At 72.2% G+C, this 20,562-nt stretch carries 16 protein-coding genes and 1 riboswitch; of the genes, 7 read left to right on the forward strand and 9 right to left on the reverse strand.

All coding sequences use genetic code 11. The annotated features are described in order from the left end of the window. Window positions 1-147 precede the first annotated feature (147 nt). The gene (gene hemE / locus Apa02nite_RS08765; protein WP_083971230.1) at window positions 148-1,266 is read right to left on the reverse strand and encodes a uroporphyrinogen decarboxylase; all 1,119 of its coding nucleotides are present in this window, start codon (window positions 1,264-1,266) and stop codon (window positions 148-150) included. Here hemE and Apa02nite_RS08770 point away from each other — a divergent pair. Beyond that, window positions 1,265-1,837, forward strand: coding sequence for a DUF3000 domain-containing protein (locus Apa02nite_RS08770; RefSeq protein ID WP_203824603.1), 573 nt, complete (start codon window positions 1,265-1,267; stop codon window positions 1,835-1,837). The genes hemE and Apa02nite_RS08770 overlap by 2 nt on opposite strands. A gap of 380 nt (window positions 1,838-2,217) precedes the next feature. On the opposite strand, the gene Apa02nite_RS08775 is transcribed toward Apa02nite_RS08770, so the two are convergent. After that, on the reverse strand, window positions 2,218-3,417 hold the full coding sequence (locus Apa02nite_RS08775; RefSeq protein ID WP_203824604.1) for a S1C family serine protease: 1,200 nt from the start codon (window positions 3,415-3,417) through the stop codon (window positions 2,218-2,220). Between the two features lie 147 nt (window positions 3,418-3,564). Here Apa02nite_RS08775 and Apa02nite_RS08780 point away from each other — a divergent pair, with 147 nt between their 5' ends. After that, window positions 3,565-4,866 (forward strand): HRDC domain-containing protein, encoded by a 1,302-nt coding sequence (locus Apa02nite_RS08780; protein ID WP_203824605.1) that lies wholly within the window; start codon window positions 3,565-3,567, stop codon window positions 4,864-4,866. Window positions 4,867-4,997: 131 nt separating this feature from the next. On the opposite strand, the gene Apa02nite_RS08785 is transcribed toward Apa02nite_RS08780, so the two are convergent. Beyond that, window positions 4,998-5,144 (reverse strand): hypothetical protein, encoded by a 147-nt coding sequence (locus tag Apa02nite_RS08785; protein ID WP_203824606.1) that lies wholly within the window; start codon window positions 5,142-5,144, stop codon window positions 4,998-5,000. A gap of 327 nt (window positions 5,145-5,471) precedes the next feature. Here Apa02nite_RS08785 and Apa02nite_RS08790 point away from each other — a divergent pair, with 327 nt between their 5' ends. Further along, window positions 5,472-6,668, forward strand: a complete 1,197-nt coding sequence (locus tag Apa02nite_RS08790; RefSeq protein WP_203824607.1) for a thiolase family protein — start codon at window positions 5,472-5,474, stop codon at window positions 6,666-6,668. Then, the gene (locus Apa02nite_RS08795; protein ID WP_203824608.1) at window positions 6,665-8,728 is read left to right on the forward strand and encodes a 3-hydroxyacyl-CoA dehydrogenase NAD-binding domain-containing protein; all 2,064 of its coding nucleotides are present in this window, start codon (window positions 6,665-6,667) and stop codon (window positions 8,726-8,728) included. Before Apa02nite_RS08790 ends, Apa02nite_RS08795 begins: the two co-directional genes overlap by 4 nt. Before the next feature lie 29 nt (window positions 8,729-8,757). Here the strand turns inward: Apa02nite_RS08795 and Apa02nite_RS08800 are convergent, their stop codons facing one another. The 5 genes from Apa02nite_RS08800 to dxs all read right to left on the reverse strand — a co-directional run bounded on the left by Apa02nite_RS08800 (window position 8,758) and on the right by dxs (window position 15,468). Then, a complete protein-coding gene (locus Apa02nite_RS08800; protein WP_203824622.1) occupies window positions 8,758-9,951 on the reverse strand; it encodes a sensor histidine kinase in 1,194 nt (397 codons plus the stop codon). A 50-nt stretch (window positions 9,952-10,001) separates the two neighbouring features. Further along, window positions 10,002-10,676, reverse strand: a complete 675-nt coding sequence (locus tag Apa02nite_RS08805) for a response regulator transcription factor (protein WP_067689518.1) — start codon at window positions 10,674-10,676, stop codon at window positions 10,002-10,004. Window positions 10,677-10,744: 68 nt separating this feature from the next. Then, the gene (locus tag Apa02nite_RS08810) at window positions 10,745-12,094 is read right to left on the reverse strand and encodes an outer membrane protein assembly factor BamB family protein (protein WP_203824609.1); all 1,350 of its coding nucleotides are present in this window, start codon (window positions 12,092-12,094) and stop codon (window positions 10,745-10,747) included. 39 nt (window positions 12,095-12,133) lie between these two features. Further along, window positions 12,134-13,456, reverse strand: coding sequence for an outer membrane protein assembly factor BamB family protein (locus tag Apa02nite_RS08815; RefSeq protein ID WP_203824610.1), 1,323 nt, complete (start codon window positions 13,454-13,456; stop codon window positions 12,134-12,136). A gap of 86 nt (window positions 13,457-13,542) precedes the next feature. After that, a complete protein-coding gene (gene dxs, locus Apa02nite_RS08820) occupies window positions 13,543-15,468 on the reverse strand; it encodes a 1-deoxy-D-xylulose-5-phosphate synthase (protein ID WP_203824611.1) in 1,926 nt (641 codons plus the stop codon). Between the two features lie 138 nt (window positions 15,469-15,606). Between dxs and Apa02nite_RS08825 the strand changes: the two genes are divergently transcribed. Next, window positions 15,607-16,971, forward strand: a complete 1,365-nt coding sequence (locus tag Apa02nite_RS08825) for a cation:dicarboxylate symporter family transporter (RefSeq protein ID WP_203824612.1) — start codon at window positions 15,607-15,609, stop codon at window positions 16,969-16,971. Window positions 16,972-17,382: 411 nt separating this feature from the next. Continuing rightward, window positions 17,383-17,464: riboswitch (ZMP/ZTP riboswitch) on the forward strand. Between the two features lie 18 nt (window positions 17,465-17,482). Beyond that, on the forward strand, window positions 17,483-18,355 hold the full coding sequence (locus tag Apa02nite_RS08830; RefSeq protein ID WP_203824613.1) for a bifunctional 5,10-methylenetetrahydrofolate dehydrogenase/5,10-methenyltetrahydrofolate cyclohydrolase: 873 nt from the start codon (window positions 17,483-17,485) through the stop codon (window positions 18,353-18,355). 19 nt (window positions 18,356-18,374) lie between these two features. Here Apa02nite_RS08830 and Apa02nite_RS08835 read toward each other — a convergent pair whose 3' ends face one another. Next, window positions 18,375-19,448 carry an alkene reductase gene (locus Apa02nite_RS08835; protein ID WP_203824614.1) on the reverse strand — a complete coding sequence of 358 codons (1,074 nt, stop codon included), beginning with the start codon at window positions 19,446-19,448 and terminating at the stop codon, window positions 18,375-18,377. 101 nt (window positions 19,449-19,549) lie between these two features. Here Apa02nite_RS08835 and Apa02nite_RS08840 point away from each other — a divergent pair, with 101 nt between their 5' ends. Beyond that, window positions 19,550-19,918, forward strand: coding sequence for a MerR family transcriptional regulator (locus Apa02nite_RS08840; RefSeq protein ID WP_203824615.1), 369 nt, complete (start codon window positions 19,550-19,552; stop codon window positions 19,916-19,918). Window positions 19,919-20,562 lie beyond the last annotated feature (644 nt).

The following is a 20,562-nucleotide window of genomic DNA, read 5'->3' on the forward strand; positions in this document are numbered from 1 at the left end:
CCCGGCGACCGGGGTCCACCGCTGTGAGATCCCGGCTGGTCGTCAGGGGTGCCTCCGCGGCGCGGAGACACCCCTGACAGCCGGCCGGAAATCGGCCAGCCGGCAGACTGCCCGACCGGCGGGCCCTGCGGACAGGGCCGAAGGTCCTCAGCGAGCGGAGATCTCGTGCACCAGCGCCACCAGGCGGGTGAGGATCTCCGGGTCGGTCTCCGGCATGACGCCGTGACCGAGATTGAACACGTGCCCCGGCGCCGACTGTCCCTGCGCCACCACCCGGCGCGCCTCCCGCTCGACGACGTCCCAGCCGGCGAACAGGATCGCCGGGTCCAGGTTGCCCTGCACCGCCCGGTCCGGGCCGATCCGCTTGGTGGCCACGTCCAGCGGGGTACGCCAGTCGACACCGACCACGTCCGCGCCGGCCTCGCCCATCGCCTCCAGCAGCACCCCGGTGCCCACCCCGAAGTGGATCCGCGGCACACCGGCGTCGAGCAGCCCGCGCAGCACCGCTGCCGAGTGCGGCATCACGTACTGCCGGTAGTCCGCCTCGGAGAGCGCGCCGGCCCACGAGTCGAACAGCTGCACCGCGCTCACCCCGGCCTCCACCTGCACCCGCAGGAAGGTCAGGGTGATCTGGGCGAGGCGGGAGAGCAGCGCGTTCCACAGGTCGGGAGCGCCGTACATCATCGCCTTGGTCTTCAGGTAGGTCCGCGACGGGCCACCCTCGATCAGGTAGCTGGCCAGCGTGAACGGCGCTCCGGCGAACCCGATCAGCGGGGTGCTGCCGAGCTCGGCGACCAGCAGGCGCACCGCCTCGGCGACGAAGTCCACGTCGCCGGCGGCGAGCGGGCGCAGCCGCTCCAGATCCGCGGCGGTGCGCAACGGTTCGGCCACCACCGGGCCGGTGCCGGCCACGATGTCCAGGTCGATGCCGGCCGCGGCGATCGGCACCACGATGTCGCTGAACAGGATCGCCGCGTCCACGTGGTGCCGGCGGACCGGCTGCAGCGTGATCTCGGTGACCAGGTCCGGGCGGCGGCACGAGTCGAGCATGCCGATCCCCTCGCGGATCTTGCGGTATTCCGGCAGCGAGCGCCCGGCCTGCCGCATGAACCACACGGGCGTGTGCGGAACCGTCAGGCCTCGGCACGCACGCACGAACGGGGAATCGTTGAGAACGGTCACCGCGCCATCGTGCCACGTGAGTGAAGACGCCCGGCGGCGCGGCGGACGGCTCTCCGGGCGTAGATCGGCATACTCTTCCCCCATGGCGTCCCCCTCCGCTGTTCCCGATGTGTTCACCCGCGCGGTGGCCGGGTTGCGCGCGGACTCGCCACGGCCGGAGATCCTGCTGGAGGAGATCGCCGCGCCGCAGCGGCTCGCGCCGTACTCGTTCGCGCTCAGCGCCACCGTCCTGCGCTCCGGCGAGGAGGTGGCGAGCGGACGGCTGATCCTGCTGCACGACCCGGCCGGTCACGACCAGTGGCGCGGCGACCTGCGCCTGGTCACCCTGGTCACCGCGGAACTCGAGTCCGACCTGGCCACCGACCCGCTGCTCCCGGCGGTCTCCTGGACCTGGCTCACCGACGCGCTGGACATGCACGCGGCGTCCTACACGGCGATCGGCGGCACGGTCACCCAGACCGCCTCGACCCGCTTCGGCGAGCTGGCCGGCCCGCAGCCGACCGCGGATCTCGAGGTCCGCGCGTCCTGGACCCCGCTCTCCGACGACTTCGGCGCCCACCTGCGCGGCTGGTGCGACATGCTGGCCTCGACCGCGGGCCTGCCGCCGCCCGGCGTCTCCTCGCTCGCCGACCACCACCGGGCCACCGCGACCTAGCCCGCTGCCGCCGGCACCGCCGATCCCCTCCAGGCATTCCTTCGGTACGCATACCGCGTCCCGTCCGTAGGCTACGAGCCACGTCCCCGCCAGGGGGCGACGCGACACCGCGCCACCCCCGGCCGCCCCCGCGCCTCACCACCGAGCGTGTGAAGTAACGGTCCGCTCCGCACCCAAAGTCCCCACACAGCGCCCGGCACCACCTAGCGTGTGAAGTTACGGTGCGGAGCGCACCCAAAGTCCCCACACAGCACCCGGCACCACCCAGCGTGTGAAGTTACGGTGCGGAGCGCACCCAAAGTCCCCACACAGCGCCCGGCACCACCGAGCGTGTGAAGTTGCGGTGCGGAGCGCACCCGAACTTCACACGCTGGGTGGGGTCAGCAGACGTTGAACGTGGCGCAGGCGGTGGCGATCGGGATGGCCAGGCCGATGCCCTCGGCGTCGCGGGCCTTGGCGGTGGCCAGGCCGACCACCTGCTTGCTCGTGTTGACCACCGGGCCGCCGGAGTTGCCCGGGTTGATCGGCGCGTCGAACTGGATCGTCGGGCCGTCGCTGTCGTCCTCGCGGAACGCGCTGATCACGCCGGTGGTGACGGTGTCGTCGAGGCCGAGCGGGGCGCCCACCACTACCACCTGCTGGCCCGGCTTGACCTGGCCGGGAGCGACGGCGATCGGCTTGATCTCCTGCTTGGCGCGGAGCAGCGCGAGGTCCTTGGCCTGGTTGACCTTGATGATCGTCGCGGAGATCCGGGTCGAGCCGCGCTCCAGCGTGACGGTGCGGGCGCCGGTCTTGAAGAGTTCCTCGACGACGTGGAAGTTGGTGAACAGGTTCGCGGTGCCGTCGGCGGCCTTGGTGCCGACCGAGAACGCGGTGCCGGTGAAGTCACCGGCCCGGACCCGGAAGACGCTGGGCAGCGTCGCGGACGAGATGCCCTCCGGGTCGAAGACGTTGGTGAGCGCCTTCTCCAGCTCCGCGCTGCGGTCCTGCTCGCCGGCGACCGCCGAGGCCAGGTCGTTGCTGCTCTTGATCATGGTTTCGATCCGGTACGCCTGCCAGCCGGTCACGCCCAGCAGCAGCAACACCAGCACCATGATCAGCGGCTTGGCGCGGCCGGCGACGGCGAGCCCGGACATCCGGGAGCCGCGGGGCTCGGGCGCCGCCATCGGCGTCTCGTAGGCCGCGGCCGGATATCCGGCCGGCGGGTATCCCGGGTTCGAGTAACCGGTGGTCGCGTATCCGGGGGCCGGGTAGGACGCCGGGCCCGGCGCCGCGTAGCCCGGCACGGGTGCGGAAGGCGCGGGGTAACCCGGTGCCGGCGAGGCGGGCGCCGCGTAGGCAGGAGCGGGTGAGGAGGGCGGCGTCTGCGGCTCGGCCCAGCGCGGTTCGGCGAAGCTCGTCTCCGCCCAGACCGGGCCCGGCTCCTCCCAGGAACGCTGCTGCTGCCCTGCCCAGGGGTCCTCCGGGCGGCGCAGGCCGTCATCCGCGTACCGGTCGTCGTAACGATCGGTGTAGCGATCCTGACCCCGGCGGGGCTCTGGCGAACCAGCAGGGGTGAAGGGCTCGTATGTGGCGGTCATCCGGCACGGCCTCCCAAAGGTGTCGGCGTGGCACCCGGGTATACGGAGCAAACCGCGCAATGGTTGAAACCTAAGAAGTCGATCGAGAATCGGCGCGCCGGGACCCGGCTGCGCACAGCAGGGGTGTGACCCCCGTACGGTTACGGAGTGACCGACGAAGCACCCCTGCGCCGTCGGGACGCGCCGGAGTCAGCAGGGGACGGACCGCACGCCGTGCCGCCCGACCCAAGTTCTGGCGGTTCCGAGGCAGTTCCCCTGACGTCGCCCCGCGATGGCACCCCGGCTCCCGTGGAGAGCGCCACCGACCTGGCCGAGGTCGTCGCCCGCATGTCCACCGGCACCGGGCCGGTCGCCGTGGACGCCGAACGCGCGTCCGGCTACCGCTACACCCAGCGGGCCTACCTGGTGCAGCTGCGCCGGGCCGGCGCCGGCACCGTGCTGATCGACCCGCTCCCGCTCGACGATCTGCGCACCCTGGACACGGCTCTGGCCGACACCGAGTGGGTGCTGCACGCCGCCAGCCAGGACCTGCCCTGCCTGGCCGAGCTCGGGATGAAACCGCGCCGGCTGTTCGACACCGAGCTGGCCGCCCGGCTGGCCGGGTTCGAACGGGTCGGGCTGGCCGCGCTCACCGAGCAGCTGCTCGGTTTCTCGCTGGAGAAACACCACTCGGCGGCGGACTGGTCCACCCGGCCGCTGCCGGACTCCTGGCTGACCTATGCCGCGCTGGACGTGGAACTGCTCACCGACCTGCGTGACCTGCTCGCCGCGGAGCTGGACCGGCAGGGCAAGGCGGCCTGGGCGGCGGAGGAGTTCGCCGCGCTGGTGGCCGGCGCCGACCGGCCGCCGCGGGTCCGCGCCGATCCGTGGCGCCGCACGTCCGGCATCCACCGGGTGCGGGGCGCCCGGGCACAGTCCCGGGTCCGCGCGCTCTGGTACGCCCGGGACGGCATCGCCGCCCGCCGTGACTCGGCGCCCGGCCGGGTGCTGCCCGACTCGGCGATCGTCGCCGCGGCCGAGGCCGACCCGAAGGACGAGCGCACCCTGCTCGCCATCCCCGGGTTCGGTGGCCGTTCGGTGCGCCGGCTCGCCAAGATCTGGCTGGACGCGCTGGACCAGGCCCGGGCGCTGCCCGACGACGCGCTGCCGGTGAACGTGCCGGTGGAGGGTCCGCCGCCGCCGCACCGCTGGGCCGAACGTGACCCGGTCGCCGCGGCCCGGCTGGCCCGGTGCCGTCAGGTCGTGGTGGGCACCGCGGAGACCCATCGGCTGCCCCCGGAGAACCTGATCAGCCCGGACTTCATCCGCCGGCTGGCCTGGTCACCGCCGGACGACATCAGCGCGCAGACGGTGAGCGACACGCTGCGCGGCTTCGGCGCCCGCAACTGGCAGGTAGGCCTGATCGCCGGCCAACTCGCCACGGTGCTCCCCGCTCCGGAACTGAGCTAGCTGGCTCCGCTTCGCTCCGCAGGCAAAAACGCCTTTTGAGCCGATGACTTTGGCAGCTGAGTTCCCGCCGACCGCAAAACCCGCGGGCGTCGGGAACTCAGTTGTCAAGTCATCGGCGGCGTTTTTGCAGATCAGAGGGAGAGGTTGGAGCCCGGCTGGGGGCGGAGACCGTCGTGGTCCTTGCCGCAGCGGACGCACTGCTTGTAGGTGCCGCCGTCCTCGGTGGCGCGGCGGACCCATCGGTGCCGGCCCAGCCGGCAGGTGAGCGGCTTACCCATGAATCGACGCTACGCCCGGCCCTGGGTTCTCCGGCAGAGCCCGCCGGAGGGTTTTATGGTTTAACCGCGACCGCCCACGGGCGTCGCCCGGGGTGGGGAGTGTTTTGGACGCGTAGCGGCCAGCGAGTCGCCCCGGGTCCCGGCGGGAGCGGCGATCTGTACCCCGGCGGACGCACGACAAAAAGCTCTTGATCTGCGGTTTTGTAATCTTCAAGATCGTCACCGGAAACAAAGCTGTGACGTTTAGGCAAGGCCCTGGCACCCACTAGTTACCGGCGAGTAGCATTCTTCACACGCTTAGGGTTCACGCCCGCAAGGAGGCTTGCTGTGCCCCGTGAAGTACGCGAGGTCGTCTTCGTCGACGGCGTCCGCACCCCGTTCGGCAAGGCGGGCGGCATGTATGCCGAGACCCGCGCCGACGACCTGGTGATCCGCTGCATCCGAGAGCTGGTCAAGCGCAACCCGCAACTCCCGCCGGAGCGGGTGGACGAGGTCGCGATCGCGGCCACCACGCAGACCGGTGACCAGGGCCTGACCATCGGCCGGACCGCGGCCCTGCTGGCCGGCCTGCCCAAGACGGTGCCCGGTTATGCCATCGACCGGATGTGCGCCGGTGCGATGACCGCGGTGACCAACGTCGCCGGCGGCATCGCCATGGGCGCCTACGACATCGCCGTCGCCGGCGGCGTCGAGCACATGGGCCGGCACCCGATGGGCGAGGGCGCCGACCCGAACCCGCGGATCCTGACCGAGAAGCTGGTCGACCCGTCCGCCCTGGTGATGGGCTCGACCGCGGAGAACCTGCACGACCGGCTCCCGGCCATCACCAAGGAGCGCACCGACCGCTTCGCGCTGAACTCGCAGCTGAAGACGGCCAAGGCGTATGCCGACGGCAAGCTGCAGCCCGACCTGGTCCCGGTCGCGACCCGCAGCGCCGAGCTGGGCTGGGGCCTGGCCACCGTGGACGAGGCGCCGCGCGAGACCTCGATGGAGAAGCTCGCCACGCTGAAGACCCCGTTCCGCCCGCACGGCCGGGTCACCGCGGGCAACGCGGCCGGCCTGAACGACGGCGCCACCGCCGCCCTGCTGGCCGACGAGGCGACCGCCCGCGAGCTGGGGCTGCCGGTCGCGATGCGGATGGTCTCGTTCGCGTACGCCGGCGTCGAGCCGGAGATCATGGGCTACGGCCCGATCCCGTCGACCGAGAAGGCCCTGAAGAAGGCCGGCCTGACCATCGACGACATCGGCCTGTTCGAGCTGAACGAGGCGTTCGCGGTGCAGGTGCTGGCGCTGCTGGACCACTACGGCATCGCCGACGACGACCCGCGGGTCAACCCGTGGGGCGGCGCGATCGCGATCGGTCACCCCCTCGCGTCCTCCGGCGTGCGCCTGATGACGCAGCTGGCCCGGCACTTCGCGGAGCACCCCGAGGTCCGGTACGGCATCAACGCCATGTGCATCGGTATCGGCATGGGTGGCACCGTGATCTGGGAGAACCCCAACTGGGAAGGTTTCGCGAAGTGATCGAGAACCCCAATGAGGTAGTCACCAAGGCTCTCGTCCGCTCCGTGAAGGTCCCCGGCCTGGACAAGCCGGTCGCGCTGATCACGCTGGACAACGGCTTCGACCACAAGAAGCCGAACAGCTTCGGACCGGCCGGGCTGACGTCGCTCGACGAGGCGATCACCGCGGCCACCGCGGCCGACCCGGCGTTCATCGCGATCACCGGCAAGCCGTACATCTTCTGCGTCGGCGCGGACATCACCGGCATGCCGCTGCTCTCCTCGCACGAGCAGGCCGCCGAGCTGGGCGAGCTGGGTCACCGGGTCTTCGCCCGGCTGAAGAACAGCACCATCCCGACGTTCGCGTTCGTGAACGGCGCGGCGCTCGGCGGTGGCCTCGAGGTCGCCCTGCACTGCCACTACCGCACCGTCTCCACCGGCGCGGCCGCGCTCGGCCTGCCCGAGGTCGCGATCGGCCTGGTGCCCGGCTGGGGCGGCAGCCAGCTGCTGCCGAACCTGATCGGCATCGCCGGCGCGGCGCAGGTCATCCTGCAGAACCCGCTGACCCAGAAGGTGCTGCGCCCGAAGCAGGCCAAGGAGCTGGGCGTCGCCGACGCTCTCTTCCAGGCCGCCGACTTCCTGGAGGACTCGCTGGCCTGGGCCGCGGGCGTCGTCAAGGGCGACGTCACGGTCGAGCGCCCGGAGATCGACCGGGAGATGTGGGACGGCGTGCTCTGGTTCGCCAAGAACCAGCTGGACGAGAAGCTGCACGGCGCGGTCCCGTCGGCCAACAAGGCCCTCGAGCTGCTCGCCCTGGCCAAGGAGGCGTCGTTCGAGGACGGCACCGCGGCCGAGACCGAGGCCCTGGCCGGCCTGATCATGGGTGACGAGGCGCGCGCCAGCCTGTACGCGTTCGACCTGGTCCAGCGCCGCGCCAAGCGCCCGGTCGGCGTCCCGGACGCCTCGCTGGCCCGCAAGGTCACCAAGGTCGGCATCGTCGGCGCCGGTCTGATGGCGTCCCAGCTGGCCCTGCTCTTCCTGCGCCGCCTCCAGGTCCCGGTGGTCCTCACCGACCTGGACCAGGCCCGGGTGGACAAGGGCGTCGGCTACGTCACCGAGCAGATCGACAAGCTGGTCGCCAAGCGCCGGCTCGACGAGGGCACGGCGGCCAAGCTGCGCGGCCTGATCAGCGGCTCGGTGGACCGTTCGGTCTTCGCCGACGCCGACTTCGTGATCGAGGCGGTCTTCGAGAACCTCGAGCTCAAGAAGCAGATCTGGGCCGAGTTCGAGAAGATCGTCAAGCCGGAGGCGATCCTGGCGACGAACACCAGCTCGCTCTCGCTGACCGAGATGGCCGCCGACCTCGAGCACCCCGAGCGGGTCGTCGGCTTCCACTTCTTCAACCCGGTCGCGGTCCTCCCGCTCCTCGAGATCATCAAGGGCGAGAAGACCGACGACGCCACGCTGGCCACCGCGTTCGCGGTCGGCAAGGAGCTGAAGAAGTCCTCGGTGCTGGTCAAGGACGCCCCGGCGTTCGTGGTCAACCGGGTGCTGACCCGCTTCACCAGCGAGGTGTTCAAGGCGATCGACGCCGGCACCCCGCTGGACGTGGTGAACGAGGCGTTCGACCCGCTGGGCCTGCCGATGCGCCCGATCGCGCTGCTGCAGCTCGTCGGGCCGGCCGTGGCGTACCACGTGGGCGAGACGCTGCACACCGCGTTCCCGGACCGGTACGTGGACAGCCCCAACCTCAAGAAGATCGTCGACGCCGGCCTGCCGCTGCTGGTCGACGACGAGATCAACGTCGAGGTCGTGAAGCTGCTCGACGCCGGCGACGCTCCGCTGACCGCCGACGAGGTCCGGGTCAAGGCCCTCACCGCGCTGGCCGAGGAGATCCGGATCATGCTCGACGAGGGCGTGGTCGCGCAGGCGCAGGACATCGACCTGTGCATGATCCTCGGCGCCGGGTACCCGTTCCACCTCGGTGGGATCACGCCGTACCTGGACCGCAGCGGCATCGCGGAGCAGGTCACCGGCAAGCGGTTCCTGCCGGACGGCGCGGCGAACGTCCGCCGCGCCTGATCAGCTCGTCCGCAGAAGCCCCGTCCGGGTCACCGGGCGGGGCTTTTCGGCACCGCGGCGGTCGCGGCGACCACCGGCGTGGTCTCGGCGGCCGGCAGCGACACGGTGACCTCCAGCCCGCCGTCGGGCAGGGCCACCGCGGAGACCGTCCCGCCGTGCGCGTCGCACACCGCCCGCACGATGGACAGCCCCAAGCCGGACCCGCGCGAGCCGGTACGTTCCCAGCCACCCCGCCGGAACGGCTCGAACAGCCCGGGCACCTCGAACTGCTCGACCTCGTGACCGGTGTTCCCGACGATCAGCCGGGCCTGCCCGTCCACCGACTCGGTACGCAGCCACAGCCGGCCCATCAGGTGGTTGTACCGGATCGCGTTCTCGATCAGGTTGCCGGCCAGCCGGTCCAGCAGGCTCGGGTCGCCGACCACCGGCGCGGCCGCCAGCTCCGTGCTCACCTCGAGCTTCATCCGGTCGGCCTCGGGCTTCACCGCGGACAGCGCGTTGGCGACGCTGGCCGCCAGGTCACCCGGGACCTTCCGAACCAGCCGCCGGCCGGACTGCGCCTCCGAACGGGCCAGCACCAGCAGCGCGTCGACGAGCCCGTTCGCCCGGCTCGAGGCGTCGCGCACCACCCGGGCCATCCGGCGGTATTCCGCCACGTCCGCCTCGGGGTCGCTGAGCGTCACGTCGATCTCGGTCCGCATCACCGCGAGCGGGGTCCGCAGCTCGTGCGACGCGTTCGCCACGAACCGTTTCTGCGACTCGAACGCGCCGGCCAGCCGGTCCAGCATGGCATCGAACGTCCGGGCCAGCTCGGCCACCTCGTCGTCGGCGCCGGAATACCGGATCCGCTGGTCCAGGGTCTCCTCACCGAGCCGCTGCGCGGTCTGCGTCACGGTGTGCAGCGGCCGCAGCGCCCGCCGGGTGACCAGGTATCCCCCGGCGATGCCGATGATGCCGATCGCGACGAGCGCGCTCAACCCCTTGATCAGCAGCTGGTCGGAGGCCTGGTCGATCATCTCGTTCTGCCAGGCCCGGGCCTCCCGGAACGTGCCGTCGTTGAGCGTCACGTCCGAACCGGCGCGCAGCTCGTCGGCCGGGTGCAGCGACTCGTCGACGAGCAGCCAGGCCAGCACCACCAGGACCGCGCCCGCCGCGACCAGCAGGATCCCGTTCAGCAGGGTCAGCCGCAGCCGCAGGGTGGGCCGGGTCAGCCGGCGCAGCAGACCGGCGGGCCGGCTCAGCTGGCCGTGGCTCTGCTGACCCTGGTAGACGGTCACGTGGTCACGACCGGTTCGGGCACCCGGTAACCGGCGCCGACCACGGTCTCGATCAGCGGCGGATCGCCGAGCTTCTTGCGCAGGGTCATCACGGTCACCCGGACCGTGGTGGTGAACGGATCGGTGTTCGCGTCCCAGACCCGTTCCAGCAGCTCCTCGCTGGAGACCACCGCGCCGCGCGCCTTGAGCAGCACCTCCAGCACGCCGAACTCCTTGTTGGTCAGGTCGACCGGCACACCGCCCCGGGTCACCGCCCGGCGGGCCGGGTCGAGGACCAGGTTGCCGACGCTGAACACCGGCGGGGCGGGCGGCGTGGCCCGCCGGCCCAGCGCCTGCACCCGGGCCACCAGCTCGTCGAAGGCGAACGGCTTGGGCAGGTAGTCGTCCGCACCGAGCTGCAGGCCCTCCACCCGGTCGGCGACCGAACCGCTGGCGGTCAGCATCAGCACCCGGGTCAGCGCGCCGGACTCGACGAGGGCGGCGCAGATCTCGTCGCCGTGCATGCCGGGCAGGTCACGGTCCAGGACCACCACGTCGTACCGGGTCACGTAGGCCATCTCGTGGCCCTGCAGACCGTCGTACGCGACGTCGACGGCCATCCCGTGCCGCCGCAGTCCGCGGGCGATCGCGTCGGCCATCGTCCGCTCGTCCTCCACCACCAGCACGCGCACCGCAGACTCCTGACGTCAACACCCTGACCGGGTGTAGCTGCAGGCTACCCATCGCGCGCGACAGGTGGTCAGCTCCGGTACGCCCAGATCCGCAGCCCGTCGGCGGCCCGGCAGACCAGGAACCGCCCGTCCGCGTCGCAGTCGCCGAGCCCGGTACCGGCCACACCGAGCCGGCGGATCTCGGCGTGCCCGGGCACCACCGTGGCGAACGCCTGCGCGCCGCGCCCCTCCCGGCGCCGCAGCACCAGCGGCTGGCCCGCCGACCCGGCCACCTCACCGGTCCAGCCGGCCAGGTCCACCCGGGTCGCCCCGGTGTGCGGGTCGGTCAGCCGGACCGGTTCGCCGGTGGCCGCGTCGGTCTCCAGCACGTACCCGGCGCGGATCGCCAGGTCGACGTCCTCCTGCACCCGCCACCGGGCCAGACCGGTGCCCGGGTCGAGAACCCGCAGGTCACCGTGCCCGCCATCGCAGAGCACCCCCTGGCAGTCGGCCGGGTCGGCGACCATCTCCGGCACGTCGCGCTCCCACAGCCGCCGCAGGGTGCGTGCCTCGAACGCGACCTGCCGGCCGGGCTCCTGATAGCTGATCAGGGCGACGTCGCCGATCAGCGACCCACTGGCCGGCCCGTGCCCGGCCAGCTGTGGCAGCTCGGCCTCGCGCAGCAGCCGGCCGGTGCGCCCGGCGACCAGGGTGAGCCGCTGGGACGAGGTGATCAGCACGGCCGGGTCGTCGCCGGGCACCACGTCGACGGTCACCGCGCCACCTGGTGACGTCGTCCACAGGGTCCGGCCGTCGGCCAGGTCGAGGCCGCGGACGTCGGTGCGCAGCGGCGGCTCGGTGTGCGGCTCGCCGGAGGCGGAGAAGTAGAGCGGGCCCGGGTCGCCGGACTCCTGGTCGTACTCGGTGCCGGGGCGGAACACCCGGTCGACGGTGACGCCGGCGCCGCTGCCGTCCAGCACACCCACCGTGACCGGCGCGGACCAGCGGACCTGGCCGGTCGCGGCGTCCACCGCGGTGGTGGCGGCGCCGGCGGTCAGCAACGCCACCTCACCGGCCTGCCGCACGGTCACCGAGGCGACCGGGATCACGCCCGGCTCACCACCGACCGGCACCCGGGTGGTCCACAGCCGGACCGGCGGGCGGGCCGGGCGCCAGGCGGTCACCGACGGCTCGGCCCCGGTGGTGTCGACCGTGTAGACCTGCCCGCCGGCCAGCGTGATCGGGCCGTCCGGTGCCGCCGCCGGGGTGATCACGCCGAGGTAGCGCCACCGGATCCCGGAGGCCGGCGCCGCGCCGCCCAGGGCGGCGAGCAGGATCAGCGCCACCACCAGGGCGGTCCGGCGATCGGCCGCGAGCGGTCGGCGCGAGGTGGGCGGCGGCTCGAGCGGGGCGTCGCGGTCCAGCTCGATCAGCGTCACGACACACCCTTTTTTCCGTACGCCTACGTCAGCCGACGATCAGCTCACGCCGGCCGCCTCGTCATACGCCCACACCACCAGCTCGCCGGACGCGGATCGGCAGACCAGCCGATCGGGTGCCGCCTCGCAGTCGCTCGTCCCGGCGGGCAGCTCGGCGATCGGGCGCAGCCGGCCACGGTCCTGGTCGACGACCGCGACCATGGTACGCGCGCCGGCCGGGACCACCCGGGTGACCAGCAGCCCACCGGACCGGTTCGCCCCGGCGACCGGCCGCCACCCGGCCAGGTCCGCCAGCACCCGGCCGGTCGCGGAGTCCACCAGCGCGGCCGGTCCCGTGGCGTCGTCGCCGGTCGGGTACGCCACCAGGGTGGTGCCGCGCTCCTCGACGGTCTGCCACCCGGGCCGGGTCCAGCGCTCGTCGCCGGTGGCCGGGTCGACGGCCCGGATGCCGTGCTCGCCGAGGAAACACGCGAGCAGCCCGCAGGCGCGGACCTCGACGGTGCCGTCGGCCGGCTCGGTCCACACCGGGCGCAGCGTCACCGGGTCGTACGCGGAGACCTCCATGCCGAACGCGCCGGGGTGCCGCAGCACCACCAGGCCACCGGCCACCACCGGGTTGTCCGGGCCGTAGTTGGCCGACGGCAGCTCCCGGCCGGCCAGCTGCCGGCCGTCGGTCAGGTCGAACAGGGCGGCCGTCCGGTCGTCGCGGATCAGCAGCAGCCGGGACCCGGTGTCGGCCGGGCCGGGCACACCCAGCACCACCCCGGTCGACGGCACCCGGAGCTGCCAGCGGGCCATCCCGGTGACCGGGTCGAGCACCTCGACAGCGCCCTGCACCCGGCGGCCGGTGCCGGACAGGCTGCGCGGGGTGCTCACCGCCAGCAGCGCGTCACTGCCGGCGAAAGTGATCACGGAGCGGGCGTTGCGCCACTCCAGCGCCCCGGTGGCCACCGAGATCGCGGTGGTGCCGGGCTCGGTGCCGCTGGTGGTCCACGGCCGCATCAGCAGCAGCCCGCCGCCGGTGCGCAGCCGGTAGACCGGGATCGGCTGCCCGGCACGCCAGCGCAGCGCCCCGGAATCCAGGTCATACGCCGTGAGCAGGCCGAACGTCTGGGTGAGCAGCTGGCCGCCGGTCACCAGATAGGGGTCGGACGGGCTCATCGCGATCCGCAGCAGCGTGGTCAGCGGCGGCTTCGGCGGGGCGGCCGAGGCGCCCGAGCTGACCAGCAGCAGCACCACGAGCAGGACCGGGGCGAACCAGGGCGGGGCGGTGGACCGCCGGGGCCGCTCGTAGGTCTCCGGGACACCCCGGTCGAGGCCCAGCTCGATGAGGACTGGCTCGACGAACGTCTCCGCACCCATCCGTTAAAAGTAACGGTTGAATAACGGAAACGCTCGTCGATCATGCGGGGCGTCCTCGATCGGTCATCTCCACCCCGGACCGGCGGTCACAGGGCGGGCTCGGCCACCTCGTCGGCGGCGTCGAGGCGCGACACCCACTCGGTCACGTCCCGGGCGATGTCCTGCGCGGTCAGCCCGAGCGACGCGAGGATCTCGGCCCGGGTGCCGTGCGGGTGGAAGCCGGCCGGCACGCCGAAGTCACGCAGCGGCACGGGCACGGCCGCGTCCCGCAGCGCGGCGGCGATCGCGTCGCCGACGCCACCGGTGCGGATGCCGTCCTCCAGGGTGACCACCAGGCGGTGCCCGGCGGCCAGCTCGACCAGCTCGGCCGGCACCGGGCGGACCCAGCGCGGGTCGGCGACGGTCACGGCGTACCCCTGCTCGGCGAGCCGCTCGGCGGCGTCCAGCCCCAGGCCGGCGAACGAACCGACCGCGACCAGCAGGATGTCCTTGCGGCCCTCGGTCTCGCGCAGCACGTCCACCGGGCCGACCCGGCGCAGCGCCGGCGTGTCCGCGGCGACCGCGCCGGTCGGGAACCGCACGATGGTCGGGCCGTCGCCGACCGCGAGCGCCTCGCGCAGCTCCTCGCGCAGGGTGGCGGCGTCCCGCGGCGCGGCGATCCGCAGGCCCGGGACCACCCCGAAGACGCTCATGTCCCAGATGCCGTAGTGGCTCGGGCCGTCCGGACCGGTGATGCCGGCCCGGTCGAGCACAAACGTGACGGGCAGCTTGTGCATCGCGATGTCCAGCAGGACCTGGTCGAACGCGCGGTTCAGGAACGTCGCGTAGACCGCGACCACCGGGTGCAGACCACCCATCGCCAGACCGGCGGCGCTCGTCGCGGCGTGCTGCTCGGCGATGCCGACGTCGTACGTCCGCTCCGGGTACTTCTGGCCCAGCGCGGCGATACCGGTCGGCTCGGCCATCGCGGCGGTGATGCCGACCACGTCCGGACGCTCGTCGGCGATCGCGACGAGTTCCTCGGCGAAGACCTTCGTCCACTTCAGCGACGGCTTCGCGGTCAGCGCGCCGGTCTCCGGGTCGAACGCGCCCGGGCCGTGGAACCGGTCCGCCTCGTCCTGCTCGGCCGGGCGGTAGCCATAACCCTTGACGGTCACCGCGTGCACGATCACCGGCGCGTTGAAGCCCTTGGCCCGGCGCAGCGCGGACTCCATCGCCTGCTGGTCGTGGCCGTCGACCGGCCCGATGTACTTCAGGCCCAGGTCCTCGAACATCGGCTGCGGGCTGATCGCGTCCTTGATGCCGCGCTTGACCGCGTGCAGCACCTCGAAGACCGGCTTGCCGACCAGCGGTGTCGAGCCGAGCGCGTTCTTGACCAGGTCGAGCACCTTCTCGTACCCCGGGTTGAGCCGCAGGGTGGAGAGGTGGTCGGCCAGGCCGCCGATGGTCGGCGCGTACGACCGGCCGTTGTCGTTGACGACGATGACCAGCTTGTTCTTCGTGGCGGCGATGTTGTTGATCGCCTCCCAGCACATGCCGCCGGTCAGCGCGCCGTCGCCGACCACCGCGACCACGTGCCGGTCCTCGCCGCGCAGCGTGAACGCCTTGGCCAGGCCGTCGGCGTAGGAGAGCGCGGTGGAGGCGTGCGAATTCTCGATCAGGTCGTGCTCGCTCTCCGCCTGGCTCGGGTACCCGGTGAGGCCACCCCGCTGGCGGAGCTCGTCGAAGCCGGCCTGCCGACCGGTGACGATCTTGTGGACGTACGCCTGATGGCCGGTGTCGAAGAGGATCTTGTCGCTCGGCGAGTCGAAGACCCGGTGCATGGCGAGGGTCATCTCGACCACGCCGAGGTTCGGCCCGAGGTGGCCACCGGTCCGCGACACCTTCGCCACGAGGAAGTCTCGAATCTCGGCCGCGAGCAGGGTCAACTGCTCCGCGGACAGTCGCTTCAGGTCACCCGGAGAGGTGATGGTCGTCAGCAGGCCGGCCGGGGTCGAGGGGGAGTCGCTCATAGGGTCGGAGTCTATCCGGGTGACGCCCGGACGCGACCTGGCGCGAACGGCCAGGGTGGTGTCCTCCACAGCATCTCCACATTCCCCGATCCGGATGATGGGGGTGATACAGATCACAGGCCTGTGCGAAACTGAAGCATGTCCGTCGATGCCGAAGCTCCGCAGCGCCGCGACCGCAGCCACTTCCTCTACCTCGCCGTGCTCATCGCGATGGCTCTCGGCATCGCCCTCGGATTCCTCTTCCCCGACGTCGCGGTGAAGCTCAAACCGCTCGGCACCGGGTTCGTCGACCTGATCCGGATGATGATCGCCCCGGTGATCTTCTGCACCCTGGTGCTCGGCGTCGGCTCGATCCGGCGCGCCGCCCAGGTCGGCCGGGTCGGCGGGCTGGCGCTCGGCTACTTCCTGATCATGTCGACGGTGGCCCTGGCGATCGGCCTGGTGGTCGGCAACATCCTGCACCCCGGCGCCGGGCTGCACCTCAGCGAGGAGCTCGCGAAGACCGGCGCGGCGCAGGTCAGCGAGCAGGCCGAGGGCGGCGTCGCGTTCGTCCTCGGGATCATCCCGGACACCCTGGTCTCCGCGCTGACCAGCACCCAGGTGCTGCAGACGCTGCTGGTGTCGCTGCTTGTCGGGTTCGCCGTGCAGTCGCTGGGCGACCGCGGCGAGCCGGTGATCCGGGCGATCGGGCTGATCCAGCGGGTGGTCTTCAAGATCCTCGCGATGATCATGTGGCTGGCGCCGGTCGGCGCGTTCGGGGCGATGGCCGCCCTCGTCGGCGCGACCGGTTTCGACGCGCTGAAGAGCCTGGCCGCCATCATGGCCGGGTTCTACGTCACCTGCGCGATCTTCGTGTTCGTGGTGCTCGGGCTGCTGCTCCGGCTGGCCGCCGGGATGTCGATCTTCAGGCTGCTGCGGTACCTGGCCCGGGAGTTCCTGCTGATCCTGTCCACCTCGTCGTCCGAGTCGGCACTCCCCCGGCTGATCGCCAAGATGGGTCACCTCGGGGTGAGCCGCCCGGTGGTCGGCATCGTGGTGCCCACCGGGTATTCGTTCAACCTGGACGGCACCGCGATCTACCTGACCATGGCGTCGCTGTTCATCGCGGACGCCATGGACCAGCCGCTCTCCGTCGGCCAGCAGATCGGCCTGCTGCTCTTCATGATCGTGGCGTCCAAGGGCGCGGCCGGCGTCACCGGCGCCGGGCTGGCCACTCTGGCCGGCGGCCTGCAGAGCCACCGCCCCGACCTGGTACCCGGCGTCGGCATGATCGTCGGCATCGACCGGCTGATGTCCGAGGCCCGCGCGCTGACCAACTTCGCCGGCAACGCGGTGGCGACCGTCCTGGTCGGCACGTGGACCCACGAGATCGACCGCGCCCAGGCCGACCGCGTCCTGGCCGGCCAGTCCCCCTTCGACGAGTCCACCTTCGACGACGACCCCCACGACGACACCCCCACCCCCACCACCCCCGCCCGGGAAACGCCCCCACCCACCGCGTGACCAGCTGGCACCGCGCCGCGATCCGGCGCCGGGACACCGGCTGGCGCCCAGGGGTGCCTCGACCGCCTCGACACACCCCTCAGAACCAGCCGGGGACCGGGAACCGCGCCGCGCGACCCGGTGCCGGGTGACCGGCTGGCGCCCAGGGGTGCCTCGACCGCCTTGACACACCCCTGAGAACCAGCCGACGACGGGGGGCCGCGCTGCGGTCCGGGGGTGGGCGGTGTCGCGGGGCCTCATGGGCGGGACTTGGCTTGTAGCCTGCGGGCGGGCGCTCCGTATTCGTACCGAATAATGGCGAATCTGGAGCCGCAGCCGGCAGGGACGGAGCAACGGTCTGGAGTGATATTTCGGGTATTCCTGGAGGCGGACCCCCGCTGAGCCGGCGCGCGGCCACGTCCGGCATCCTGGGAGGCAAGCAGCGACTGGCGGCACGAGGATGGTCCAACCATCGGGGAGCTCGTCACGGGAGTCGACCGCCTGGGCTCCCCGGCTTCAGGAGCAGACAGACATGACCACCGAAACCACCGGCGCCCGTCTCCTGCCCGGCGCACCGGTCGCCGAGGCCGTGCTGGCCGACGTCCGGGACCGGGTCGCCCGCCTCAAGGAGCGCGGTGTCCGGCCCAGCCTGGCCACCATTCTGGTCGGCGACGACGACGCCAGCGCCGGGTACATCCGGATCAAGCAGAAGCAGGCCGCCGAGCTGGGCTTCGAGTCGCCGCACGAGCACCTCAGCGGCGACCTCAGCCAGGCCGACCTGCTCAAGGTGATCGCCGGGTTCAACGACGACAAGAACGTGCACGGCGTGCTGATCCAGTACCCGATCCCGGCGCACCTCGACTATGACGCCGCGCTGCAGACCCTCGACCCCGACAAGGACGTCGACGGGATGCACCCGCTCAACATGGGCCGGCTCGCGGTCGGCCTGCCCGGCCCGCTGCCCTGCACCCCGGCCGGCATCGAGGCACTGCTGGCGCACCACGGCATCGAGATCTCCGGTCGTGAGGTGGTCATTCTCGGTCGGGGCGCCACGCTCGGCCGGCCGCTCGCGATGCTGCTCGCGCAGAAGCGCCCGACCGCGAACGCCGCCGTCACCGTCGTGCACACCGGGGTGAAGGACTGGCCGCGGTACACGCAGCGCGCCGAGATCCTGATCGCCGCGGCCGGCGTGCCCGGCATCATCCAGCCGGAACACGTCAAGCCGGGCGCCGTGGTGATCGGCGCGGGTGTCCGCTACGAGGGCCGGCGTCTGCTGCCGGACGTGGACGAGTCGTGCGCCGAGGTGGCCGGGGCGATCACGCCGCGGGTCGGCGGGGTCGGGCCGACCACCGTCGCCATGCTGTTCCGCAACGCCGTCTCCGCCGCGGAGCGCGCCAACCCGTGACGGCCGGCTCGCTGATCACCTACCCGGCGTACTGATACGCCGGGTAGGTGAGGTAGCCCGCGTCCCCGCCCTGATAGAACGTCGCCTCGTCGACCGGCGCCAGCGGGACGCCGGTCCGCAGCCGCTCCACCAGATCAGGGTTGGCGATGAACCCCCGGCCGAAACTGATCAGCTCGGCGCCGAGCCCCAGCCACTCCTCGGCCTCCTCCCGCCCGGTCTGCTTCGGCCCCATCGGCAGCACCGGGTTCATGATCAGAACCCCGGGCCAGATGCGGCGCAAGGTGGTCAGCACCTCCCGGTCCGCTGTCGCTTCCAGGTGTACGTACGCGATGCGCAGCCGCGCCAGCTCCGGCAGCAGCGCGGCGTACAGCGCCGGGACGTCGTCCTCCTGCACACCCCAGAACCCGCCGCCGGGCGACAGCCGGATCCCGACCCGGCCGGCGCCGATCGCGTCCACGGTGGCCTCGACCGCCTCCACGGCGAACCGGATCCGCCCGGTCACCGACCCGCCGTACCCGTCGGTGCGCAGGTTCGCGTTCGACGACAGGAACTGCGAGATCAGGTACCCGTTCGCCCCGTGCAGCTCGACCCCGTCGAACCCGGCCTCGATCGCCCGGCGGCCGGCGCCGGCATAGGAGAGCGCGTGTTCGGCGATCTCCGGCAGGGCCAGCGCTCGGGGCACCGGCGCGGGCTGCGGCCCGGTCGGCGTGAACACGTCCCCGACCGCGGCGACCGCCGACGGCCCGACCGGCTGGTGCCCGGTGGTGTCCGGATGTGACACCCGGCCGCCGTGCATCAGCTGCGCGAAGATCCGCCCGCCGTTGGTGTGCACCGCCGCGGTCACCGGCCGCCACGAGGCGACCTGCTCGTCGGTGTGCAGCCCCGGGGTGCCCGGGTTGGACTGCCCGATCAGGCTCGGCTGCACCCCTTCGCTGACGATCAGCCCGGCCGTGGCCCGCTGCGCGTAATAGCCGGCCATCGAGGGGGTGGCCAGGCCGCCGGCTGCCGCGCGTACCCGGGTCATCGGCGCCATCACCAGGCGGTTCGGCAGGCTCAGGCCGCCGAGCTGGAAACCGCTGAACAGTTCGGTCATCTCAGGTCCTCCGTAGGTCCCTCGGATCAGGGGGCTACGCTAAAACCTGACATTGACGTCAGAGGCAAGGTTTGCGCGCCAGGTCACACCCAGGAGGCGACGTGCGCATCGGAGATCTCGCGGCCCGGGCCGGGGTCAGCGTCCGCTCGGTCCGGTACTACGAGGAGCAGGGCCTGCTCGTCAGCGTGCGCAGCCCCAGCGGGCAGCGGCACTACACCGAGCAGGAGGTGGAGCGGGTCACCTTCATCCAGCGGCTGTACACGGCCGGGCTGTCCAGCCGGACCATCGCCGAGCTGCTGCCCTGCGTGGACACGCCGAGCCTGGAGAACTCGGACGCCGCGATGGACCGGATGAGCGAGGAACGCGACCGGTTGTCGGCCCACATCGACGACCTGATCCGCACCCGGGACGCCCTGGACCACCTGATGAGCGTCGCCTCCGCACACCGGACGACACTGACCGCAAAATAAACCCCCATTTGGTACGGATACCGAGCGCACGTCCGCAGGCTACGAGCCGAGTCCCGCCCGTGAGGCCGCGCGACACCGCACCACCCCGGACCGCCACGCGCCGCACCGTCCATCGGTGCTGAACCGGGCGTGACACGACGACGGGCGCTCTCCAGGTCGACCGGGCGAGCACCGATGGTTGCCAGCCCCTGCTCCCCCGAGCCGCCCGGCTGGCCCTGAGGGCTGTCACAACGGACCCGACACGGCCAGCCCGATTGCCTGAGCTGGTCCTGGCGGCCGTTAAACGGACCTAATAGCGGCCACCGGGACCAGCCCGACCTCCCCGAATACCGCTCCGCTTAAGTTGATCTTGGTGGGGCGGTGGCGGCCGGAACCGTCTGGCCCGCGAGGGCATCACGGTCGGGGCGGTGGCGCGGGTGGCCGGGTGCCGGCGAGTACCCGGCCGTGCGCTCGCGGCCGGGATGTAACCGGCCCCGGCCGGGGGTGAACACGGTGTTTGCCCGGGGAACGTCGAGCACGATGATCGTCGGCTGGTCGCCCCTCGATCACTTTGTGGGCGGCGGGGGTGCACGTGCCCGCTCGGATGTGTCTGTCGCTGCTGGGCGGGGCGGTGAGAGTCCGCAATGCCAGATCGCGTGCGGCTA

It is taken from the genome of Actinoplanes palleronii (genome assembly GCF_016862315.1).
GTDB classification, from domain to species: domain Bacteria; phylum Actinomycetota; class Actinomycetes; order Mycobacteriales; family Micromonosporaceae; genus Actinoplanes; species Actinoplanes palleronii.

Bases quoted from the DNA above. Each gene is read 5' to 3' on its own strand.
- Apa02nite_RS08770 (WP_203824603.1), top strand. From the start codon at position 1,265: ATGGCGTCCCCCTCCGCTGTTCCCGATGTGTTCACCCGCGCGGTGGCC.
- hemE (WP_083971230.1), bottom strand. From the start codon at position 1,266: ATGGGGGAAGAGTATGCCGATCTACGCCCGGAGAGCCGTCCGCCGCGC.
- Apa02nite_RS08775 (WP_203824604.1), bottom strand. From the start codon at position 3,417: ATGACCGCCACATACGAGCCCTTCACCCCTGCTGGTTCGCCAGAGCCC.
- Apa02nite_RS08785 (WP_203824606.1), bottom strand. From the start codon at position 5,144: ATGGGTAAGCCGCTCACCTGCCGGCTGGGCCGGCACCGATGGGTCCGC.
- Apa02nite_RS08815 (WP_203824610.1), bottom strand. From the start codon at position 13,456: ATGGGTGCGGAGACGTTCGTCGAGCCAGTCCTCATCGAGCTGGGCCTC.
- dxs (WP_203824611.1), bottom strand. From the start codon at position 15,468: ATGAGCGACTCCCCCTCGACCCCGGCCGGCCTGCTGACGACCATCACC.
- Apa02nite_RS08825 (WP_203824612.1), top strand. From the start codon at position 15,607: ATGTCCGTCGATGCCGAAGCTCCGCAGCGCCGCGACCGCAGCCACTTC.
- Apa02nite_RS08830 (WP_203824613.1), top strand. From the start codon at position 17,483: ATGACCACCGAAACCACCGGCGCCCGTCTCCTGCCCGGCGCACCGGTC.
- Apa02nite_RS08835 (WP_203824614.1), bottom strand. From the start codon at position 19,448: ATGACCGAACTGTTCAGCGGTTTCCAGCTCGGCGGCCTGAGCCTGCCG.